Here is a 21,240-nt window from a genome sequence, read left to right as displayed (position 1 = left end):
CCCGGCCTCACAGCACGCGTATCCGGGGCCCGCACCGCTTCGGTGTGCCCCGTTCCCCCTCCCGTGAGGCGGACCGGCGGTGCAGAGCGCCCACGCAGCCCGCCACCACCAGCCCGGTCCCGGAGGCCAGCAGCATCCCCTCGGCCGGGGAATCGGTGAGCGCCGTACCGCCCAGACCGCCGAGCGCCGCGCTGCCCACCGCCCAGATGCCCGCGCCCACCGCGTCCAGCGCGACGAAGCGGCGCAGCGGGAAGCGGACACTCCCGGTGGACAGGGCGGCGATCACCCGGCCGCCGGGCAGGAAGCGGCCGGCGACGATGAGCAGGGCGGCATGCCGTTCGACCCGTGCCCGGGCCCTGGAGTGCCGGGCCCGGCCGCGCTCGCCCCGCAGCAGCCGGGCGACCGCGCGCGGGCCCGCGTACCGTCCCACGGCATAGCCGAGGCAGTCACCGGCCAGCGCCCCGGCCGCCGCCACACCCGCCAGCAGGGCGAGCAGCGGCAGGTCGGGGCCGATGAGCACGGCGACCAGGACGACGGTGGTCTCGCTCGGCATGAACGGCAGCAGCGCATCGAGACCGGACACCAACAGGACCACCAGCCACAGCCAGGGCGAGCCCAGCATGCCCTGCAGGGGCTCGGTGAGCTGGTCCAGCTGCTCAAACACGGGCCGGAGTCTCCGGTGTGGCGGACCCGGGTACCGGAACCTCCGGCACCGGAACCCCCGGCACCGGGAACGCCGGTACGGGGAACTCCGGCACCGCCACCGCGCCCGGCTCCGGCCGGCCGCCCAGCACCGCGCGCGCCGCCCGGTCCGCCAGCTCCCGCCGGTCCCAGAACCCGTCCGCCGCGTTCAGCACCGGATGTGCCGTGACACGAACGGTCAGCGCGCGGGCGGCGAGCACCCTGCGCAGCGATGCGGCAAAGGTGTCCTCGCCGCAGAACGCGGCCACCGTGCTGGGCAGGCCCTGCTGGGTGTAGCGGAGGGTCACCGGGCGGACCGGCGCACCCGCGTCGAGGGCGGCCTGGAAAGTGGCCCGGCGGAAGCTGCCCCGGTCGGCGGTGCACCAGGTGGTGGCCTGCGGGAAGACCGCCACCGACCGCCCGGAGCCGAGCAGTTCGGACACCTCCCGGACGGTGTGCCGCAGCCGGCGGGGGCTCGTACGGTCGATGAAGTGCGTACCGGCTCTGCGGGCCAGGCCGCCGACGACCGGCCAGGTGCCGACCTCGCGCTTGGCGAGCAGGGTGACCGGTTCGACGGCGAGCAGGGCGAGGATGTCGAGCCAGGAGATGTGGTTGATGACGATGAGGGTGCCGGGGCCGGTGCCGAGGCCAGGGCCGTTGGCGGTGCCGAGGCCGGAGCCGGGGCTGGTGCCGAGGCCAGGGCCGGGGCCCGTGCCGTCACCGTCGCGACCGCCCGCGGTGAGCGCGGCCGCGCCCTCGACGCGGACTCCGAGGGCATCGAGCAGCGCCCCGGCGTGGGCCCGCAGCCGTACCGGGTCGGCCATCCGCTCCCCGTCCGTCAGCGCCCGCCGTACACAGCGGGCGAACGCGGTGCCGCGCCGGGCGATGCGGGGCGCCGGTACGCGCGGCAGGGCGTGGGTGGCGCAGTCCGGAGTGCAGTCGGACCAGACGTCCCAGGGGCCGTTCACCGCGCGCCCAGGAAGTAGCGGCGGTAGCGGTCGTCGAGCCGTTCCATGTCCAGGACGACGAAGAAGTCGGCGACGTCGAACTCGGGGTCGTGGGCGGGCGCGCCGCAGATGAAGGCGCCGATGCGCAGGTAGCCGCGGAGCAGCGGCGGCAGCTGGGCCAGGGTGGGGCGTGCGGGGACGGGGACGGTGGGGTGCCAGGGGTGGTGCGGGGTGACCTGCAGCCCGTGCGGGGCGGCGTAGCGGGTGCGGCCCAGCCCCCAGGCGTGGGCGGCCGCGGTACCGCCGTCCGCGAGCGGGACGGAGGCGCAGCCGGCGAGGTAGCGGTGGCCGGAGAGCAGGGTGTAGCGGGCGAGCGCGGCCCACATCTGGGTCATGACGGCGCCGCTGCGGTGGGCGGGGTGGACACAGGAGCGGCCGGCCTCGATGAGGGAGGGACGCAGCTCCGCCAGCGCGCCCAGGTCGAACTCGCCGTCGGAGTAGAGCCGCGGGCTGCGGCCGGGCGGCAGCAGCCGGTAGGTGCCGACGACGTCGCCGGTGGCGGTGTGGGTGACGACGAGGTGGTCGGCGAGGTCGTCGACGGCGTCGATGTCGTGGCCGGCCAGCGGGGAGTGCAGGGTCGCCCCCATCTCGCCGGCGAAGACCTGGTGGCGCAGGCGCTGTGCGGCGCGGATCTGCTCGCGGGTGTCGGCGATCTCCGCGGTGTAGCCGGGGTCGGCGCCGGGACCGGCAGGGGCGGCCGCCGTGGGGGCGGGAGCGGGTGCCGGGCCGGGAACGACTGTGGGGGCTGCCACGGGTGTGGGGACGGCAGCGGAAGCGGAAGCGGAAGCGGAAGCGGTACGGCGAACGGCAGCGGACGCGGTCGATGCCATGCTCATGAGAGCCCTCCGTGGGGAGTGGGGAGGCTGTGCGAGTCGACGGACGGTGAGTCAGCGGGGCCGGCGGGCCGTACGGAGCGAGCTGCCGGTGCACTGCTCGGCTGCTCCACCGCTCCGCGGTGGTCCGGGTACGCCCTGGGTGCGGGCGCAACCCGATGACCTGGCCCTTCTCTACGCGGCAGACTGTTCCCGGGCCCGCCGGCCGGGCGCGTGAAGCCCAGGGAGCGAACGGGTGAGGGTCCGCGGAACACTGGTCGCCGCGCTCCGGGGCCGGGGCGCGGCGCCCCTGCGGGCCGATCGCCCGGCCGGTGTGTCCGGGTCCCGCCGCATACCGTCTTGGACTGAGGCCGGGCGCCCGTTAGCGTGCCACCCGCACGGAGACTGTTTGTTACCACCGAGCAGTGGGAGCACACATGAGCCGACCGTCACGACGCGCACTGTTGGGAACCGCCGGAGCGATCGGGGCCGGGGCGGCGCTCGGCGGGGCCGCTCCCGCCGCGGGCGCCGCGGCCTCGGGGCGGTTGGCCCGCCGCCAGGAACGGACACCGGCGGACGACACCGGAGCGGCGCACGGCACCGGAGCGGCATATGACACCGCACCGGCGCGGGCGACGCTGGCCCGGCTGCTGCCCCGGCACGCCGACCAGTTCCAGCTGGTGCCGCTCGCCCCGGACGGCGGCGCCGACCGCTTCCGGGTGGACGGCCGGGCGGGCCGGATCACGGTCTCCGGGACCACCCCCGCGGTCCTGCTGACCGGCGTCCACTGGTACCTCAAGTACACCTGCCGGGCCCATCTGTCCTGGGCCGGCGACCAGGCGGAGCTGCCCGGCCGGCTGCCCGCCCCGGCCTCGCCGGCCGACCGGTCCACCGCGCTGCGCCACCGCTTCGCCCTCAACGACACCCACGACGGCTACACCGCTCCGTACGCCGACTGGCCGCACTGGGAGCGGCTGATCGATGTGCTGGCGCTGCACGGGGTGAACGAGGTGCTGGTCACCCCCGGTGCCGAGGCCGTCTACCACCGGCTGCTCACCGACTCCGGCTACTCCGACACCGAGGCCCGCGCCTGGCTCCCCGCACCCTCGCACCAGCCGTGGTGGCTGCTGCAGAACATGAGCGGCTACGGCGGCCCGCTCAGCCGCGAGCTGATCGACAAGCGCGCCGACCTGGGCCGCAGGATCACCGGCCGGCTGCGCGAGCTCGGCATGCATCCCGTCCTGCCCGGCTACTTCGGCACCGTCCCGGACGGTTTCGCCGCCCGCAACCCCGGCGCGCGCACCGTCCCGCAGGGCACCTGGTCCGGCCTCAAGCGCCCCGACTGGCTCGATCCGCGCACCGACGCCTTCGCCGCTGCCGCCGCCTCCTTCTACCGCCATCAGCACCAACTCCTCGGCCCCGCCGACCACTTCAAGATGGATCTGCTGCACGAGGGCGGCGACCCCGGCGACGTTCCCGTGCCGGACGCCGCCCGCGCCGTCGAGAAGGCCCTGCGCACCGCCCGCCCCGATGCCACCTGGGTGATCCTGGGCTGGCAGGGCAACCCCCGGCGCGATCTGCTGGACGCCGTCGACCACGACCGGATGCTGATCGTGGACGGCCTCAGCGACCTGGACACGGTCACCGACCGGGAACGGGACTGGGGCGGGGTGCCGTACGCCTTCGGCTCCATCCCCAACTTCGGCGGCCGCACCACCCTCGGCGCCAAGACCCATATCTGGGCCGAGCGCTTCACCGCCTGGCGCGACAAACCGGGCAGCAAGCTCGCCGGGACCGCGTACATGCCGGAGGCCGCCGAACGCGACCCGGCCGCGTTCGAGCTGTTTTGCGAACTGGCCTGGCGGGAGCGCCCGGTGGACCGCGCCGCCTGGTTCGACGGCTATGCCGACCTGCGCTACGGCGCCCGCGACGACGGGGCCCGCGCCGCGTACGCCGCACTGCGCACCAGCACGTACGAGATCTCCAGCAAGGACGGCCGGCCGCACGACTCGGTCTTCGCCGCCCGCCCCTCGCTGGCCGCCCGCTCCGGCACGGTCTACGCCACCCACACCCCGGCCTTCGACCCGGCGGCGTTCGACACCGCCTTCGCCGCGCTGCTGACGGTCCGCCCCGCGCTGCGCGGCAGCGACGCCTACCGCCACGATCTGACGGACGCCGCCCGGCAGGCCCTCGCCAACCGGTCCTGGCAGCTGATCGGGCAGCTCCAGGAGGCCTACCGGCGCAAGGACCGTACGACGTTCCGTGCGCTGTCGGAGCTGTGGCTGCGGCTGATGCGGCTGAGCGACGAGGTCACCGGCGCGCACCGGCTGTTCCTGCTCGGCCCCTGGCTGGCACAGGCCAAGGCCATGGCGACCGGCACGGAGGAGCAGGCACGGCTGGAACACAGCGCCCGCGCGCTGATCACCACCTGGGCGGACCGGGCCACCGCCGACGGCGGTTCGCTCGCCAATTACGCGGGCCGCGACTGGCACGGCCTGATCGGCGAGGTCCATCTCCCGCAGTGGCAGGCGTACTTGGACGAACTGGCCGACGCGCTGGCCGCGGACCGGCCGCCGAAGACCTTCGACTGGTATGCCCTGGAAGAGCCCTGGACCCGCGCGCGCACCACCCCTCCGCTGCGCCCGACGACCGATGCGTACCGCACCGCGCGGCGGGTCCACGACACCCTCGCCAAGGCCCCCTACCAGGGCACCGTCACGGTCACCGCCGACCCGCCCGCGCTGCCGCCGGGCGGCCGGGCCACCGTCACCGCGGCGCTGCGCAACGTCAACGGGCTGCGCGCGACCGGCCGGGTGGACTTCGCGCTGACCGGCGTCGCGGCCACCGCGTCGGGCCCGGTGTCGCTGCCGTCGCTCCCGCCCGGCGGCAGCGGCCGCGCCCGCTGGCAGGTCACCGCCCCCGCCGGTCCGCAAAACGCCCCCCTGCACCCGCTCCCCTACGACCTCACCGTCGACTACGGCCCGAAGGGCGAGCCCCGGGTCCGCGCGGCGCGGCACGGCACCCTGTACGTGGCGGGGCCGCTGGACGACGGACTGCGGACCGTCACCACCAATGCGGCGGTTTTCGGCCAGTTGGGCGACCGGCTGGCCGTCAACGGCGGGGGCGCGGACCTCTGGAAGGCCACCGCAGAGTTCGGCGCGGCCTACCGGCCGGGCGCGCTCACCGCGGGCGGCTCGGTGACCGTCGAGGTGACCTCCCAGGACCCGACCGGCCCCTGGGCCCGGGCCGGCCTCATCGTCCGCAACCGCCTCGCCGCACCGTCCTCGCCCTCCGCCCCCTCCACCCCGGGCGCCCCCTCAGCCGCAGGCTCCGCGGACGCCCTCGGCTTCCTCAACCTCTCCGTGACCCCCGCCAACGGCGTCGTGCTCTCCTACGACGCGAACGGCGACGGCACCCTGGACACCTACCGGCGGCTCACCGGCATCACCGCGCCCGTCCTACTCCGCCTCACCCGCAGGAAGGACACCGGGGCCGCGGGCACCTACACCGGCTCCTGCTCCACCGACGACGGCGCGACCTGGCGCGAGATCGCCACCGTCACCGTCCCCGGAGCCGCCGCCCGGCAGGACACCGGTCTGCACCAGTGTGCCGCCAACTCCGCGGCGGAGGACCGCGGGACGGCGGAATTCCGCCGCTGGAAGCTCGCCTGAGCGCCGCGTACGCTGACCGGGAACGCACCACGAGCGAGGGGATCACGGTAGTGCGACACGAAGTCGCTTCTGAGGAGCGGGCGATCAGAGGGAGAAGAGTGCACGAATAGATCGCTCCGGGCCAGTGTCCAGGCCCGTCCCCACGCTCGCATGCGTCGCTGGCAACGGCGGGGTGTGAAGCCGAGCGGATAAAGCCCAAGAGCGGCCCAGGCCATCGGGCAGCAACAGGCGAAGGGGAAGACTGGACGGGCGAACGCAAGTGAACCCTTGATGACACCTCGTTATCCCCAAGTCACGCGGATGGTAAGGCAATCGGTGGCGACAGGACCTAAACGCGGAAGAGCGTGAAACGAACCCCTTGGTTAGAGTGAAGGGGCGAGGACACCATTGGTCCCGGGGTTAAGAGGGCGCCCACCCCAGTCGTATCTCTAAGAAGTGGAACGTGGAAACCCTGTTGGAGTCCGTGCGGCAGCACGGTAAGCCGGAGGTGACGAAGGCCCAACTCTCCAGCAGGACAGGATGATCCGAGAAGCGAATGCCGGCAGGGCGAAAGCTCAGGGAAAAACGAGGCGAATCTCCAACCGCCTCGTATAACCCGCCGGATACGGGCCCAGTGCCCGGCCCGAAAGGGAGCCCACGCGGATCAGGTAGGCCCGTGAAGAGCAACTGCAACGAAACCGGAACCGACGGACAAGTTAGACGCTGGGAGGGAGCGCTGTGACAACCAAAACTGACGTTGCCGCATCGCTCTGCCCAGCGAACGGACCCAAGGACTACGCCAACATGTGGCACAGCATTGACTGGGCCAAGGCTGAGGCGTCAGTACGGCGGCTGCGGCAGCGCATCTTCACAGCCTCGCAGGAGGGGGACCTGAAAAAGGTCCGTAACTTGCAGAAGCTCATGCTTCGGTCACGCTCCAACGTGCAAGTTAGCGTCAAGAGGGTGACTCAGCAGAGCTCTGGTCGCCGAACGGCTGGCATCGACGGAAGAACTGCTCTCACTCCGGCGGAGCGAGGGAAATTGGTAGCAGAGATCTGTGCGGAGCCAACCTCTGCACAAGCCAGTGCAGTTCGGCGCGTGTACATTCCAAAGGCGAACGGGAAGAAGCGCCCTCTCGGAATCCCGGTCATTCGAGACAGGGTCCACCAGGCCCGTGCAAAGAATGCCCTGGAGCCAGAATGGGAAGCTCGGTTCGAGGCGCGAAGTTACGGCTTCCGTCCGGGCCGGGGCTGTCAGGATGCGATTCAGAGCATCTTCTCCACAGTGCGTGGCCATACGGCCCGGCGGCTGTGGGCGCTCGACGCTGACCTGTCAGCGGCGTTTGACCGAATCGACCATGACCGTCTGATGAGGAGCATCGGCGACTTCCCGGCAAGGGAAATGATCCGTGGCTGGCTCAAGGCCGGAGTCATGGAGAACGCGCGATTCGCGCCGACCGAAGAGGGCACACCTCAAGGCGGCGTTGTCAGCCCGCTTCTCCTCAATATCGCACTGCACGGAATGAGTACGGCCGCTGGTTGCATGGACGGCGCCAGTGAATGGCAGAAGAGAAGTGCACCGGTGCTTGTGCGATATGCCGATGACTTCGTTGTGTTGTGTTTCAGCGAGGACGACGCACATCGGGTCAAGGATGGTCTGGCCCAATGGTTGAGTCCGAGAGGTCTGTTCTTCAACGAGGAAAAGACGAGGATCGTCCACCTCGACGAAGGATTCGATTTTCTCGGGTTCAACATTCGCAGGTATGACGGGAAGTTACTCGTCAAACCGAGCAAGGATGCCGTCAAGAGGATCCGGAAGAGGCTCCGCGATGAGGTCCTGGCCCTTAGAGGGGCCAACGCTCTCGCCGTGGTGAAGAAGCTCAATCCCATCATCCGGGGATGGGCTACCTACTACCGGACGGGTGTGTCCAGTCGCACGTTCACGTCACTGGATGATTATGTGTGGCTGCTCACCTATAAGTGGGCCAAACACTCTCACCCGAGGAAGTCGAAGTCCTGGGTCGTCAACAGGCACTTTGGAAAGTTCAATTCGCTCCGGCAGGACAATTGGGTATTCGGTGACCGGGAAACCGGCATCTATCTCTTCAAGTTCAGCTGGACCAGGATCGAACGGCACATCATGGTCAGGGGAAGAAGTTCCCGTGATGACCCGGGCCTTTCGAGCTACTGGGCAAACCGTACGCGCAGAAGCATGCCAGCAACGGCCGACAAACTGTCGATCACGCTGGCCGCCCGCCAACAGGGGATCTGTCCGCTATGCAAACAGCCGCTGATCCTCGGTGCCGAGTATGAGTCCGACAGCCCGCATGAATGGGCAGCCTGGTTCTCGGCATCCATGAAGCCGCTGCATAAGCATCACTTCGTGTATCGGCGGGACGGCGGTTTGAACGAAACGAAAAATCTCCGCCTCGTACATGCCGAATGTCACCGCCAGCACCACGCTGGCGATCACGAAAGGACCAAGCAAGTATGACCACGACGCAAGGCTCAAGGGGCCCGCTTGAGCCGGATGCGGCGAACAGCCGCACGTCCGGTTCTGAGGGGGCCGGGGCGGGGCAACCCGCTCCGGCTACCCGACTGAGTGCCGCAGCTGAGAAGGAGTGGCTCTACGCCCTCGACATTTCCGACGCCACCTGGCAGCGCGCCCCCGGAGACGCCGAGGAGGCCGTGGAGATCGCCTTCCTGGAGCGGGGCGCGGTGGCCATGCGCAACTCCACGGACCCCGATGTGGTACTGCGCTACACCGAGGCGGAGTGGCGGGCATTCGTACTCGGCGCGCGGGACGGCGAGTTCGACCTGCAGCGCTGACGTCCGGCCCACAGCGCGAAAGCCGGCCCGTCCGGCAGTCATGGCGGCCACCGCGGTCCACCCACCGCGGTGGCCGCGGGCGTGTGAGCGTCACCCGTCGGGGCGCCCCGGAGGGCCGGTGACCATCACAGGAATCACTCGTTTCACCGAACGTGAAGCAGCAGCAAGCGACACCCCAGCGTCCGGACCGCACCTCCCCCGGCAGCCTTGAGGACATCGGTGACGTCATCGACGTCGAGCAGGCCGAGGCGGCGCTGGTCGAGCACTACCCGCGGCTGGTCCGGCTGGCCTACCTGGTCCTGCCGCCGGGCCCCAGCCGCGGCCGGCGGGTGCTGGCCGCCCATGCCGTCGTGCAGCGCACCCTGCCGCGCCAGCGCAGCTCCACCCGCGGGCTGGGACTGCCCGCCCAGCGCGCCGGCACGGACGCGGCGATCGACCCCGGCTATGCCTTCGTACGGCTGCGGGTCCTGCGGGCCGCCCTGGCCGCCGGCCGTTCGCGCCGGTGGCTGCCGGTGCCGCCGGCCCCGTTCCCCCAGGTCTGGGGCCTGCGACTGTTCCCGCGCTCCGGCGGGGCCGATGAACTCGCGCTGGACCAGGCGCTGTCGGCGCTGTCCGGCCCGGGGCGGGCCGCGTTCGTGCTGCGCGATCTGGAACGGCTGAGCGCGCCCGAGACGCGCCGGGTGCTGGAGGCCGCCGGGGTGGCACACCCCCGTGCGGCGCTGGACGAGGCGGAGCGGGCCACGACGCCGGCCGGCAGCCGGGACCGGTCGCTGCTGGAGTCACCGGAGTTCGACCCCTGCGCGCTGCAGGCCAGGCCGACGGATCTGATCCGGCGGCGGCAGCACGGCCGGGCGGTGCTGACCGCCGGTGCGGCGGTGCTGGTGTGCGGGGCGCTGCTGGGGATGCCGGGCGACGGCTGGGGCCCGGACGGCGCCGCCGCCCCGCCGTACGCACGCAACGCGGCGTCCGAAGCGGCCCTGGACCCCGGAAAGCTCGCGGTGACCTCCGCGACCGCCTGGAAGAACGCCGCCCGGCAGGACTTCTCGGCCTGGCCCGCCCGCGGCGACCGGATCCACGACAAGGCGCTGCTGCGGCGGGCGCTGGCCGTGTGGGCCAGGCCCGGTGCCGGGGTGCCGGTCTCGGCGACGCCCGGCACCCCGACCGGACCGGCCGCCGGACCGGCCCAACTGCTCTTCGCGGGCGTGGTGGACCACGTCGTGGTGGTGCTCCTGCACGACGGGCTGCGGGTGGTGCGCTACGCGGAGGCGGCGGACGGCGAGGGGCAGAGCGACGGCACCGGCGCTGCGGTGGACTTCGCGCGGACCGACGGCGCGGCGGCGGATTCGGCGAGCGCGCTGGTGGTGAGCCGTACGCAGGGCAATGTCCGGTATCTGACCGCGCCGTGGGTGAAGTCGGCGCGGCTGGTCGATCTGGTCAAGCCGGACGCGCCGGGCGCTCGGTTGCGGATCAGGCCCGACGGCACGACCGATCCGGTGCCCACACCACAGCCCGCGGCGACGTGCACGACCTGGCCGGCGCTGCGGATGGGCGGCCGTCTGCTCACCGACCTCGGTGAACTGACCCCGGCCCGGCTGACGTACGGCACCCCCCGCAAGCCCGGCGAGGTGACCGCGCCGCGCGCCAGGACGGCCTGGGCGCGCACGGCCTGCCAGCTTGCCGCGGTACGCGGCCAGGGCGTCCGCACGGTGAACTCCTGGGAGTTCGCCCGCCAGCCGCTGCCCGGGAGCGCGGGCAGCGCGGCCTGGCTGTGCACCCGCGCCGAGACCTGGCGCGGTCCGGGCAGCCGGACGATGGCCCAGATCCAGACACCGGCAGCGGGCGGCCGGCGCTACGCACCCGGCGCGGTGGCCGCCCGCGCCGAGGGCGGTACGGCCTGCGGCCCCCGGGCGCCGCGGGCCCTGGCCGGGGTGCTGTGGAAGTCCGCCACCGGGCAGTGGTGGCTGCTGGCCGCGGGCAGCAGCAAGGTCACCTCGATCACGACCACCGGCGACGTACACGGCCAGGCCCCCGGCCGCCTGCTGACCCTCCCGGCGAAGTCGGGCGACCGGGCACAGCTGCAGGGACGGCTGGCGAACGGGAAGTCGATGGGGGCGGTGGGCTAGGTAGTGCCCCACGGACCCCGGGGAGAACACCCCCGGACTCTGTGCAGGTCACGGACGAGTCGCCACCAACAGGTCCACCACATAGGCCTCTTCCACCGCCTCGTCGGGGAACATCCCGTGCAGCCGCCTGCGCTCCTCGCGGAGAAAGGCCCGCCTGTCGTCCTCGGCAAGGACCAGGAACGCCGAGCGGCTGGTGATGTTGGCGAGGTGCGTGTCGAGGGGGACCCTGCGGCTCCACCGCACCTGGCGGCGCGCGACCCGGAGCCCCGACAGGCCCGCGAGCCGGATGGCGTCGCCGTCGTCGGGACGCGTCCGGGAAGAGGGCGTCACTCCGCAGTGGCGCGCGATCCGCTCGTGCTGGTCACGGATCCAGGGCACGTCAAAGGCGGTGGTGTTCCACCAGACCGCGAGCGCACCGCCCGGACGCAGGACCCGCAACGCCTCCGGGACGGAGCGGGCGGTGTCGGTCCACTGCCAGGACTGCGCGTAGGTGATGAGGTCGTGGGAGGCGTCCGCGAGCGGGAGGGCGTTGCCGTCCCCCCTCACGACCGGTAGGTCCGGGAGCCCGAGGCGGAACCGGTCGGCCATGGCCTCGCCCGGCTCCACCCCGATCACGTCAGCACCGCGCGCACGCAGCAGCACGGTGGCGATTCCGGTGCCCGCGCCGACATCGGCGACCCGGGCACCCGCCAGGGGCCGGCGCATGACCTGTGCGACGAAATCGAAGAGCGCGGGCGGATACGAAGGGCGGCCGGCCGCGTACTGGTCAGCGGCGGCGTTGAACGCATGGGCGCGTGAGTCGGCGGTCATCCTCACATCATGGCTCCCCGCCCGGTGATCATTTCCGGTCGCACGCTACGGACGCGCTGGGTCGGCTCGCCGTACAGGGGGCCGGGCCGCCACCGCCCGCTCGTCGGCGTCCGACAGCCAGAAGTACAGGGGCGGCAGGGCGAGTTCGAGGACCGTCAGGACGATCTGGAAGCTCTGCGGCGGCCCGTGGACCGCCATCGACAGCAGCCGGCCGATGCCGCCGAGCAGAAAGATTCCGGCGAGCCACCGCACCGCCGTGGACGGGACCGGCGACTGCCGTGCCGCCCAGATCCAGGCGAGGCCGTAGCCGAGGAAGACCGCTCCGTAGTACCGCTCCCGGCTGTCGACGGTCGCGCCGGCCGATCCCTCGCCCGGTACCGAGTCGATGCCGAGCACGAGATGGAAGACGCCGATCGCCGCGCAGGCGGCCCCCATTGCCAGCACCAGCCACTTGAGAAGTCCGGCCATGAGGCGGTCACCTTTCCCGCTAGTAGATGCCTGTCTACCAGCGGGGAACGTACGGCGTAGTAGACAGGTGTCAAGTAACCTGGGGGTGTGACCACGCGCCGCAGACTCGACCCCGCCGAGCGCCGGAGCCAGCTGCTCGGCGCCGGAGCCCAGCTCTTCGCGGCGAAGCCGTACGACGAGGTGTTCATGGAGGAGGTCGCCGAACGGGCCGGCATCTCCCGCGCCCTGCTCTACCGCTACTTCCCGAACAAGCGCGATCTGTTCGCCGCGGTCTACCAGCAGGCCGCCGACCGGCTGCTGACCCGGACGGAACTCGACCCGGGCCGCTCCGTACGCGAGCAGCTGTCCGCCGGACTCGACGCGCACATCGACTACTTCGTCGCGCACCGGAACACCGTGCTCGCGGCGAACCGGGTACTCGCCGGCGACCCGGTGATCCAGGCCGTCATCACCGACGAGCTGGCCGAGCTGCGACGACGGCTGCTCGACTCCACGGGCCTCGGCGAGGGCCCCAGGGAGATGGTGTCGGCGGCGCTGATGAGCTGGCTGGTGTTCGTCCGCACCCTGTGCGTGGACTGGCTGACGCACCAGGCGTTCAGCCGCGCCGAGCTGCACGACATGTGCGTCGGCGCCCTGCTGGGAGCGCTGCGGCCGGTCATGGACCTCGACCGGCCGCCGATCGACGGCAAAGGGTGCCCCACGGGCCGTCAGCCCGGGCCGGCCGACGCCCGTTGAGCCTCCGCAGCCCGTCGGGCTTGCGCCGTTGCGCTTCTGCCGTCCGCCGGGCCCTGTCTAGGCCGCGTCCTCGGGCCGCGCGCCGAGGACGCGGATGACCAGGTTGGTGAGGGTGGCCCGCTCCTCGGCGTCGAGGGTGGCGAACCACTGCTGCTCGCGGCGGGACTGCTCGGCGAAAGCCTCCTGGACGGCGTCCGCGCCCGCGGCGGTGAGGCCGACGGCGATGGCGCGACCGTCGTCGGGGAGTCGTCGGCGCTCCACCAGGCCGTCCCGTTCGAGGGTGTTGACGGCGTTGGTGACCGACGAGCGGGACATCGCCGAGATCTCGGCAAGCCTGGCGGGCTGGGTGGGGCCCAGCAGCCACAGCTTGAACATCAGCCGGAAGCCCGGGAGCGTCCATCCGCGCGGGCGGTGGATGTGGCTCTCCAGGTCGGCGATGACCAGGTAGGAAAGGTGCAGCAGGTGGTAGGCGAGCGCAAAGGCTTCCGGGTCGGCCGGTGACGGCATGCCCGCGAGCCGGTCGCGCGCGTAGGCGGCGTAGCTGAGATCTGGTCGTTCCACGGGACAGAGTCTTGCGCATGGCGGCCTCGACGGGAGATTGTTATGGCCGTAACAATCTCCAACGAGCCGGAGGGTGCTGTGCGGATCACCATCGCTGGAGGCGGTATCGGCGGGCTCGCCACCGCGCTCAGCCTGCATGCGGCCGGATTCGACGACGTCGTCGTGCACGAGGCGGCCCAGGTGATCCGTCCGCTCGGCGTCGGGATCAACCTCCTTCCGCACGCGGTGAGGGAGCTGACCGAACTCGGCCTGGCCGACCGGCTGGCCGCGATCGCCGTCCCCACGGCCGAGCTGGCCTACTACAACCGGTACGGCCAGGCGATCTGGTCCGAACCGCGCGGGCTCGGCGCCGGCTACCGGTGGCCGCAGTACTCGGTGCACCGGGGCAGGCTGCAACTACTGCTGCTGGACGCCGTCCGCGAGCGCCTCGGCGCACACGCGGTCCGCACCGGGAGCCGGATCACCGGCCTGCGCCACGATGCCGATCTGCTCGTCGGCGCCGACGGGATCCACTCGGCCGTCCGGGCCGCGCTCTTCCCCGGCGAAGGGGCACCGCCGTGGAACGGACTCGTGCTGTGGCGGGGCACGACCCGCGCCGAGCCGTTCCTGACCGGCCGGTCCATGATCATGGCCGGGGACGGCTCGCAGAAGTTCGTCGCCTACCCGATCGGGGACGGACGGCTGATCAACTGGATCGCCGAGCGACCGCTGGGCGACGAACCGCTCGAGCGGGGAAACTGGAATCGCCCCGCCGACCCGGCCACGGTCGTCGAGCACTTCGCCGACTGGAAGTTCGACTGGCTCGACGTGTCGGGGATCATCACGGGAGCCGAGGCGGCCTTCGAGTACCCGATGGTGGACCGCGATCCCCTGCCCTGCTGGACCAGGGACGACGTCGTCCTGCTGGGCGACGCCGCGCATGCCATGTACCCCGTCGGGTCCAACGGGGCGTCCCAGGCGATCATCGACGCCCGGGTGCTCGCCCACTCACTCGCCACGACCGGCTCCGCCGCCGCGTACGAGGACATCCGCAGGCCGGCCACGACCGCGCTCCAACTCGCCAACCGGCGCCAGGGGCCCGAGGTCGTCATGCGGCTCGCCCACGAGCGGGCTCCCGGTGGCTTCGACGACATCGAACAGGTCGTCCCGCTCGCGGAACGAGCGGAGATCGCCGCTTCGTACAAGCGCACTGCGGGCTTCGATCCGGTCCTGCTCAACGAGCGCGCTTCCTGGAGTGTGCGGTGACGCTGCGTGATCCGTCTTGCGGTCGCCGCGCCCGTAGACGTGGCAGAACAGCCGGTCGTCGCTGGTCGGGGCGTCCGGGCGGAGCCAGTTGCCGACGTCCGCGGCCGGCACGATGCGCCCGTCGGCCGCCCGCGGCAGCGGCAGGCCGGTCAGCGTGCGGCGCAACCGCGTCGGCTCCAGCCAACCGTGGCCCATAGCCGCGTACAGCGCGCCGTGCCCGCACCGATGCCCGACCACCAGCGACAGCTCGACCAGGGTCTTCACCGGCCCGTCCGCGCACAACACCGCGTCCGTGAGCTCGAAGAGCGCGTCCTGGCGGGCGTAGAGGCATTCAAAGAACTCGACCCGAAGGCGGGACAAGATGCCCAATGCTTCGCCTGCGGGCGCATCGATCGGGAGACTCATACACAGCGGCCGTCCTTTCGTGCTTCATTATTCGACCTCTCGAAGCGTGAAGAACGGCCGCGTCACGTGCCGCCGGATTCCGGGATCTCAGCAGGCCGAGTGACCTGCGACGTTAAACCCCAAGCTGAGCCAGCGACCCGCTTCGCTCGCCGCTACCTGCGAGCCACTCCCAGACGGGGTCCGCCAGGGCGGCACGGGCCGTCATCGTCAGGAGTGGGGGCCGGCCCCGAGACTGCGCCGGGCCGTCAACCAGGGGTGCCATCAACGAACGGCGAACCAAGTGACAAGTAGCCAAGCGTGATATTCGCGGGGGTACCGTCACCAGTGGCCTGAATGGCACTCTAGTGTGCTTTCTGCTCCCATGCCTACTATGTCCCTTGGTTCAAACAATGGCTCTTCCGAGGGGAAACGTATGAGTGCTCGGGGTTTAGCGTTGTTGGTCGCCTCCTCCGCTTTGGTCATGACGGGAGTCGCCGGCACATCGACGGCGAACGCTTCCGAATCGTCAGCGACGGCACTGTCGTGCAGCAACCGCCAGTACTTCCCCGGCAGCGACGGTCACGCCGGCGGATCGATCAGGTGTACCGGGTCGGCCTTCGTCGCCAAGGCGACCTGCTTCAAGCGGGGCTACGGCAATTACACGCACTACGGCAACAGGGTCGAATCCGGCGGGACCTCGACGGTGTGGTGTGACCGGGACGCAACCATGGAGCGCGTGGACGGGCTCAGCTCCTAGTCGGTCCGGTTCGCCGAAGCCGTCCCCCAGCCCACCACCGACAGCTGCGGAGGCCAGGACCGCATCGCGAAGGACGACGCCCCGGCACGCACTGCGCCGGGGCACTCGCTGACGGGCGTCCCCAACCGGCCGGTTGGAACCGCTGCTCCCTCCCGCGGGGTTCCACCCGAGACCAGCGGCTGGTCCTTGTCTGCGCCGTTGCTTGGGCTCGGTTCCTTCGTTGAGCGGGTGTTCACGTCCCCCGCGAACACCGTGTGGCCTCGATTCGGTCGGTCGGATCGAGGCCACACGGTTCAGTGTCCATGTCCGGCTGGCTGGTGGGGGTTTGTCCGAGCGCTGCTCGGCCCAGTTCGTGTCCCGCAGTGGGGCGGGCGCGGGCGCCCGAGGCTGGGCGTGGAGGTTGCGCCAGGCGGTGCGGGGGCGACGTCGGCCTGCGGATCAACGAGGCCCGGATGCAGCTTCAGCTGTCGGGCGCAAAGTTGTTGTCAGTGGCTGCAGGACTGGCCGGGCCAACCAAATCCGTCCGGTGTTCAGCAAGCCCTGTCCACATGGAGCAGCTCGGCCACGAAGGGCCCGTCGGCTGTCGTCCGAGTACCCGGAAAGACCGTCTCTTCGGATCCGGCTCGGACGTTGACCCGGTCTTCACCCGTGCCCACTTCTTGGCCCTTCTTAGTGGTGAAACGGACCGTGACGGTATAGAGACACACTCCCGTCAGGTGGTTCCGGATCAGCACGGTGCTGTCGACGCTCTCGTAGTGGGTGCGGGCCGGGCCCTGACCCATCTGCCCGTGCGCACCATGACCGTCGCCCGCCCCTCCGGCTCGCACAGGCCACACGGGTCGCACGGGCGCGTGCTCGCGGTCCTCGGCGTCCTCAATTGCTGGGCCCGCAACCGCCCCGGGCCGCCAGCGGTCTGAACTTGGAGTTGTAGAGAGCATCTGAGTTTTGTGAGCCGTCAGGGCCCGCAGGGGCGTCCACTTGGCGACAATGGCCCCTGTTGTCTCGGGATTGAGGCGGATGGCGCATGGTGGAGACAGTGGTCCAGATACTCACTCAGATGACCGGCGGTACCGCGGCCGCGGTGGGTACTGGAGTCGGGCAAGCGATATCGGACGTAGTGCGTGGGCGGCTCACGAGAAGCGATGACGGCCGGTCAGCAATGCGGGCTGTCGACGAGCGGCCTGGAGACCCGGTGGCGGTGGAAGAGCTCCGAGCGCTGCTCCGGGCAGAGATGGACGCGGATCCGGACTTCGCTGGGCAGATCGCCACGGTCCTGGCCGGGGCCCCGCCCGCCGAATCTCCACGCTCGGTCTCTGGCGGCATCACGATCGACGGTTCCACGTTGCGGGGCCGAAATACGATCTCCCTGGGGCCCGTGACGTTCCACAACACACGTAACGCCCGCTTCTCCTTGCTTGCCGCTGCACTGGTCTTCGTCGCCCTGGTAGCGCTGGGGATATACGGCGGTGCCCGGCTTGTCACCGGAGGTGGAGGAGCACAGGAGCGATCCGTGACCGCACTGAGCGCCGGCGCCCTACGCCAAGTGCTTCCTGAGCTTTCCAGCTTGCCGCCAGGCTGGACACAGCCCGAGGGACCCAAGAGCGGGAAGTCTCATCTCCGTAAGGGCTTCGGTCTGACCCATCTGGACAGCGCTGACTACCTGATGGGGGATCCAGACGCGAAACTGCACTGCAGCGTCGCTGCCTTCACCAGCGCCGACAAGGCCAGTGCCTTGTATCGGAAGAATCAGGTGGATGAGCGCGAAACCGGTACGACCCGGGTTCCACTGCCACAGATCGGGGACGAGAGCTATGCATCCTCCTACCCTCCTGGGAACGGGAATGAAGGAGGCATCGTGCTGAATATGCGCGTTGGCTCCGTCCTCGTGATCATCAGTGGTGGCGGCTCCGATGGCCAACCCTTCGAGACCTCGCGGCTCGAAGTCCTGGGGAAGATGCTGGCAGAGCGGGCACAGCAGGCTCAGAACGGCCAGAAGCCCGCAGCCACGGCGCGCAACGCCTGAACACTCAACCAATGCAGCTTGCTTGAGGTGGCCGACGCGGTGCCTCGTGAGACACCTGCAGTCTGGGGAACACCGCTTGCGCCGCCATCGTCGGCGCAAGCGGGCCAGCACATTCCCGGCAGCTTTGTCCGCGGCCAACTTCGCGCGCCTGCTCTTGGTGTCGGACAGAAAAACCCCGAGCTTGATCTCGGTGCCGTCCTCCAGCCGCTCTACGTGGGCTCCGGGAACCGTCACTGAGCTTGGGGTTTAACGTCGCAGGTCACTCGGCCTGCTGAGATCCCGGAATCCGGCGGCACGTGACGCGGCCGTTCTTCACGCTTCGAGAGGTCGAATAACGAAGCACGAAAGAACGGCCGCTGTGTATGAGTCTCCCGATCGATGCGCCCGCAGGCGAAGCATTGGGCATCTTGTCCCGCCTTCGGGTCGAGTTCTATGAATGCCTCTACGCCCGCCAGGACGCGCTCTTCGAGCTCACGGACGCGGTGTTGTGCGCGGACGGGCCGGTGAAGACCCTGATCGAGCTGTCGCTGGTGGTCGGGCATCGGCGCGGGCACGGCGCGCTGTACACGGCTATGGACCACGGTTGGCTGGAGCCGACGCGGTTGCGCCGCACGCTGACCGGCCTGCCGCTGCCGCGGGCGGCCGACGGGCGCATCGTGCCGGCCGCGGACGTCGGCAACTGGCTCCGCCCGGACGCCCCGACCAGCGACGACCGGCTGTTCTGCCACGTCTACGGGCGCGGCGACCGCAAGACGGATCAGTTCGTGCCGGGCTGGCCGTACTCTTTCGTCGCCGCCCTGGAGACCGGCCGGACCTCATGGGTGGCGTTGCTGGACGCCGTGCGCCTCGGGCCAGCGGACGACGGGACCGCCGTCACTGCTGCCCAACTACGAGATGCTGTCGAGCGGTTGGGCCAGGCCCAGCGGTGGCAGGCGGGTGATCCGGAGATCTGGATCGTCATGGACTCCGGCTACGAAGTCGTCTACCTCTCCCACGCGCTGGCGGACTTGCCCGTCGTCCTGGTCGGGCGCCTGCGCTCGGACCGTGTCATGCTCCGCGACCCCGGCCCCGCCCGCTCTGCGCTGGCGGGCAGCGCGCAGATCATGCAGTTGCGCGCGACCGCCCGCAAGCACCGCCGGGCCCACCACAGGGCTGTGAAGGCCGAGACCAAGGACTCGTCGAAGGCCCGGCAGCAGCCCGGACTACCGGGAGCCCGCCACAGGGTGCGGCTTGTAGAAGGACTCCTCCAGGTAGGCGGCCTCGTGCGGCTGGTAGGGCTCCTCCAAGTAGGCGGCCTCGTCTTCGTCGAGTTCGACGTCCACCGCGGCGACCGCGTCGGCCAGCTGGGCCGGCTTGGTGACCCCGACGATGGGCGAGGTCACCGCCGGGTTGCGCATGACCCAGGCCAGGGCGACCTGGGCCGGGGACAGACCCCGCTTGCCCGCGATCTCGTGGACGCGCTCGGCCACTGCCTGGTCCTCGTCGCGGTAGAGGATCTTGCCGCCCTCGTCGGTCTCGGCACGCGCCGTGGCGGTGTCCCGGGCCCGCGTCAGCCTGCCCCGCGCCAGCGGGCTCCACGGGATCACGCCGATGCCCTGGTCGGCGCAGAGCGGGAGCATCTCCCGCTCTGCTTCTCGGTGGATGAGGTTGTAGTGGTCCTGCATCGACACGAACCGGGTCCAGCCGTTCAGGTCAGCCAGGTACAGGGCCTTGGCGAACTGCCAGGCGTGCATGGAAGAGGCTCCGATGTAGCGGACCTTCCCGGACTTGACCGCGTCGTGCAGCGCCTCGAGGGTTTCCTCGATCGGGGTGTCGTAGTCCCAGCGGTGGATCTGGTACAGGTCGATGTAGTCGGTCCCCAGTCGCTTCAGGGAGGCGTCGAGCTCGGCGAAGATCGCCTTGCGGGACAGCCCGGCGCCGTTCGGGCCGGGGCGCATCCGCATCCAGACCTTGGTGGAGAGAACGACCTCCTCGCGCCGGGTGAAGTCCTTGACCGCCTGGCCGACGATCTCCTCGCTGCTTCCGGCGCTGTACCCATTGGCCGTGTCGAGGAAGTTGACGCCGCCCTCGAGGGCCTGCTTGATGATGTCCCGGCTGGCGTCCGCGCCCAGCGACCAGGGCTCGCCGCCCCGGTCCGGCTCGCCGAAGCTCATGCAGCCGAGGGTGATGGCGGAGACTTCCAGTCCGGTCGTTCCGAGTTTGATGTACCGCATGCTTCTGAACCTAGGAGTCGGAGTGCGCTCTAACGCAAATTCGGAGGCGTGGGGCATGCGCGCCCTGTCAGGTTTCGACCGTTTCGGCCAGACGTACCAGAGAACCCAGTAGTAGCGAGTAACAAACTGTCAATTCTCGGCCGAGTGCGTGGGGCACTACTCAGCCCCCCTCGACGGCAAACCGCCCTCGCGGGTCCGTCGCCACGACCGATCATCGCTCGATCACTAAGAGATTCCGCCGCCTATGAAAGGTGGCACTAGCAGGAGCGGCATGGGGGTGCAGCCCCCCGCAGCGGACCGCAGCAACACCGCCCGCCGCCAGGCGCAGGCGCAACGGCGGGCGGTGCCGCACAGCGGGCGGCGAACGGTGAGCAACCCCCACGGCGGGAGAGCCGAAAACGTGGGCAGGCAGAATCGCCGCATGGACGAGATCACCTTCCGGCCCGCCGACGACGGCGGCGATCTGCCGGGTCTGGTCGCGCTGTACGACGCCGCGGCCCGCTGGATGCAGGCGAACGGCATCGACCAGTGGAAGCCCGGCGGGAAGGACGAGGAGCACTTCCGGCTGCGGAGGAAGGACGGCGAGGTCTGGCTCGCGGAGGCCGCCGGGCGGCGGGTGGGCGCGTTCGAACTGTGGTGGCGTGACGAGCCCGCGTGGGGGCCGCAACCGCCCGTGGCGGGCTATGTGCACCGCCTGATGGTGGACCGCGACCGGGCACCGGCCGGAACCGGCCGGGCGATGCTGGCGCATGCCGAGCGGCGGATGGCCGGGGCGGGCCGCGCGTGGGCCCGGCTGGACTGTCTCGCGTCCAACCCGCGGCTGCGTACCTACTACGAGGGCGCCGGCTACACCGTCGTCGGGGAGCAGCCCTGCAAGGAGGGGAACGGCGGCAACCGGTACGCCGTCACCCTCCTCGAAAAGCGGCTGAAGGCCTGAGTCGGG

16 protein-coding genes and 2 pseudogenes are annotated in these 21,240 nt (G+C 70.8%); 10 read left to right on the top strand and 8 right to left on the bottom strand.

Annotated features, from left to right (window positions below; translation table 11 throughout):
• Positions 1-7 precede the first annotated feature (7 nt).
• The 3 genes from OHS81_RS26745 to OHS81_RS26735 are packed head-to-tail and all read right to left on the bottom strand — an operon-like array spanning position 8 to position 2,524.
• The gene (locus OHS81_RS26745) at positions 8-664 is read right to left on the bottom strand and encodes a DedA family protein (RefSeq protein WP_328387202.1); all 657 of its coding nucleotides are present in this window, start codon (positions 662-664) and stop codon (positions 8-10) included.
• Entirely contained in the window at positions 657-1,649 is a 993-nt protein-coding gene (locus OHS81_RS26740) for a lysophospholipid acyltransferase family protein (RefSeq protein ID WP_328387200.1), read from the bottom strand. Before OHS81_RS26740 ends, OHS81_RS26745 begins: the two co-directional genes overlap by 8 nt.
• A complete protein-coding gene (locus OHS81_RS26735; protein WP_328387198.1) occupies positions 1,646-2,524 on the bottom strand; it encodes a GNAT family N-acetyltransferase in 879 nt (292 codons plus the stop codon). The genes OHS81_RS26740 and OHS81_RS26735 overlap by 4 nt, the downstream gene beginning before the upstream one ends.
• A 413-nt stretch (positions 2,525-2,937) precedes the next feature.
• Between OHS81_RS26735 and OHS81_RS26730 the strand changes: the two genes are divergently transcribed.
• The 4 genes from OHS81_RS26730 to OHS81_RS26715 all read left to right on the top strand — a co-directional run bounded on the left by OHS81_RS26730 (position 2,938) and on the right by OHS81_RS26715 (position 11,101).
• Positions 2,938-6,171, top strand: a complete 3,234-nt coding sequence (locus OHS81_RS26730) for an alpha-N-acetylglucosaminidase (protein ID WP_328387197.1) — start codon at positions 2,938-2,940, stop codon at positions 6,169-6,171.
• Between the two features lie 783 nt (positions 6,172-6,954).
• Positions 6,955-8,643: a group II intron reverse transcriptase/maturase gene (gene ltrA / locus OHS81_RS26725; protein WP_328387196.1), complete on the top strand. Its 1,689-nt coding sequence runs from the start codon at positions 6,955-6,957 to the stop codon at positions 8,641-8,643.
• A 104-nt stretch (positions 8,644-8,747) separates the two neighbouring features.
• Positions 8,748-8,978: a DUF397 domain-containing protein gene (locus tag OHS81_RS26720; protein WP_030083635.1), complete on the top strand. Its 231-nt coding sequence runs from the start codon at positions 8,748-8,750 to the stop codon at positions 8,976-8,978.
• A gap of 152 nt (positions 8,979-9,130) precedes the next feature.
• Positions 9,131-11,101, top strand: a complete 1,971-nt coding sequence (locus OHS81_RS26715; protein ID WP_328387195.1) for a hypothetical protein — start codon at positions 9,131-9,133, stop codon at positions 11,099-11,101.
• A 48-nt stretch (positions 11,102-11,149) separates the two neighbouring features.
• Here the strand turns inward: OHS81_RS26715 and OHS81_RS26710 are convergent, their stop codons facing one another.
• Together OHS81_RS26710 and OHS81_RS26705 are read right to left on the bottom strand one after the other, a co-directional pair.
• Positions 11,150-11,911 (bottom strand): class I SAM-dependent methyltransferase, encoded by a 762-nt coding sequence (locus OHS81_RS26710; RefSeq protein WP_328387194.1) that lies wholly within the window; start codon positions 11,909-11,911, stop codon positions 11,150-11,152.
• Between the two features lie 45 nt (positions 11,912-11,956).
• Positions 11,957-12,379 carry a DUF4345 domain-containing protein gene (locus OHS81_RS26705; protein ID WP_328387193.1) on the bottom strand — a complete coding sequence of 141 codons (423 nt, stop codon included), beginning with the start codon at positions 12,377-12,379 and terminating at the stop codon, positions 11,957-11,959.
• A gap of 87 nt (positions 12,380-12,466) precedes the next feature.
• Between OHS81_RS26705 and OHS81_RS26700 the strand changes: the two genes are divergently transcribed.
• The gene (locus OHS81_RS26700; RefSeq protein WP_328387192.1) at positions 12,467-13,114 is read left to right on the top strand and encodes a TetR/AcrR family transcriptional regulator; all 648 of its coding nucleotides are present in this window, start codon (positions 12,467-12,469) and stop codon (positions 13,112-13,114) included.
• A gap of 57 nt (positions 13,115-13,171) precedes the next feature.
• Here OHS81_RS26700 and OHS81_RS26695 read toward each other — a convergent pair whose 3' ends face one another.
• Positions 13,172-13,675 (bottom strand): MarR family winged helix-turn-helix transcriptional regulator, encoded by a 504-nt coding sequence (locus tag OHS81_RS26695; protein ID WP_328387191.1) that lies wholly within the window; start codon positions 13,673-13,675, stop codon positions 13,172-13,174.
• A gap of 42 nt (positions 13,676-13,717) precedes the next feature.
• On the opposite strand from OHS81_RS26695, the gene OHS81_RS26690 reads away from it, so the two are divergent.
• Entirely contained in the window at positions 13,718-14,920 is a 1,203-nt protein-coding gene (locus tag OHS81_RS26690) for a flavin-dependent oxidoreductase (RefSeq protein ID WP_328387190.1), read from the top strand.
• Positions 14,921-14,929: 9 nt separating this feature from the next.
• Here OHS81_RS26690 and OHS81_RS26685 read toward each other — a convergent pair.
• Positions 14,930-15,325, bottom strand: a pseudogene (locus OHS81_RS26685) (transposase); the annotation flags it as partial.
• 460 nt (positions 15,326-15,785) lie between these two features.
• On the opposite strand from OHS81_RS26685, the gene OHS81_RS26680 reads away from it, so the two are divergent.
• The 3 genes and pseudogenes from OHS81_RS26680 to OHS81_RS26670 form a co-directional block, all read left to right on the top strand.
• On the top strand, positions 15,786-16,061 hold the full coding sequence (locus OHS81_RS26680; RefSeq protein ID WP_328387189.1) for a hypothetical protein: 276 nt from the start codon (positions 15,786-15,788) through the stop codon (positions 16,059-16,061).
• A 1,024-nt stretch (positions 16,062-17,085) separates the two neighbouring features.
• Positions 17,086-18,084: a hypothetical protein gene (locus tag OHS81_RS26675; protein WP_328387188.1), complete on the top strand. Its 999-nt coding sequence runs from the start codon at positions 17,086-17,088 to the stop codon at positions 18,082-18,084.
• A 362-nt stretch (positions 18,085-18,446) separates the two neighbouring features.
• Positions 18,447-19,160, top strand: a pseudogene (locus tag OHS81_RS26670) (transposase); the annotation flags it as partial.
• Between the two features lie 126 nt (positions 19,161-19,286).
• Here the strand turns inward: OHS81_RS26670 and OHS81_RS26665 are convergent.
• Complete coding sequence (locus tag OHS81_RS26665) at positions 19,287-20,297, bottom strand: aldo/keto reductase (protein WP_328387187.1); 1,011 nt, start codon at positions 20,295-20,297, stop codon at positions 19,287-19,289.
• 421 nt (positions 20,298-20,718) lie between these two features.
• Here OHS81_RS26665 and OHS81_RS26660 point away from each other — a divergent pair, with 421 nt between their 5' ends.
• Positions 20,719-21,234: a GNAT family N-acetyltransferase gene (locus OHS81_RS26660; RefSeq protein ID WP_328387186.1), complete on the top strand. Its 516-nt coding sequence runs from the start codon at positions 20,719-20,721 to the stop codon at positions 21,232-21,234.
• The last annotated feature ends 6 nt before the right edge of the window (positions 21,235-21,240 follow it).

Origin of the sequence: Streptomyces sp. NBC_00400, assembly GCF_036048035.1 — a bacterium.
Lineage (GTDB): Bacteria > Actinomycetota > Actinomycetes > Streptomycetales > Streptomycetaceae > Streptomyces.
The sequence above is the reverse complement of the archived record's forward strand: the minus strand, read 5'-3'. Positions and strand labels throughout refer to the sequence as shown.

Bases quoted from the DNA above. Each gene is read 5' to 3' on its own strand.
- OHS81_RS26735 (WP_328387198.1), bottom strand. From the start codon at position 2,524: ATGAGCATGGCATCGACCGCGTCCGCTGCCGTTCGCCGTACCGCTTCC.
- OHS81_RS26730 (WP_328387197.1), top strand. From the start codon at position 2,938: ATGAGCCGACCGTCACGACGCGCACTGTTGGGAACCGCCGGAGCGATC.
- ltrA (WP_328387196.1), top strand. From the start codon at position 6,955: ATGTGGCACAGCATTGACTGGGCCAAGGCTGAGGCGTCAGTACGGCGG.
- OHS81_RS26710 (WP_328387194.1), bottom strand. From the start codon at position 11,911: ATGACCGCCGACTCACGCGCCCATGCGTTCAACGCCGCCGCTGACCAG.
- OHS81_RS26705 (WP_328387193.1), bottom strand. From the start codon at position 12,379: ATGGCCGGACTTCTCAAGTGGCTGGTGCTGGCAATGGGGGCCGCCTGC.
- OHS81_RS26690 (WP_328387190.1), top strand. From the start codon at position 13,718: ATGGCCGTAACAATCTCCAACGAGCCGGAGGGTGCTGTGCGGATCACC.
- OHS81_RS26680 (WP_328387189.1), top strand. From the start codon at position 15,786: ATGACGGGAGTCGCCGGCACATCGACGGCGAACGCTTCCGAATCGTCA.
- OHS81_RS26675 (WP_328387188.1), top strand. From the start codon at position 17,086: ATGGTGGAGACAGTGGTCCAGATACTCACTCAGATGACCGGCGGTACC.
- OHS81_RS26665 (WP_328387187.1), bottom strand. From the start codon at position 20,297: ATGCGGTACATCAAACTCGGAACGACCGGACTGGAAGTCTCCGCCATC.
- OHS81_RS26660 (WP_328387186.1), top strand. From the start codon at position 20,719: ATGGACGAGATCACCTTCCGGCCCGCCGACGACGGCGGCGATCTGCCG.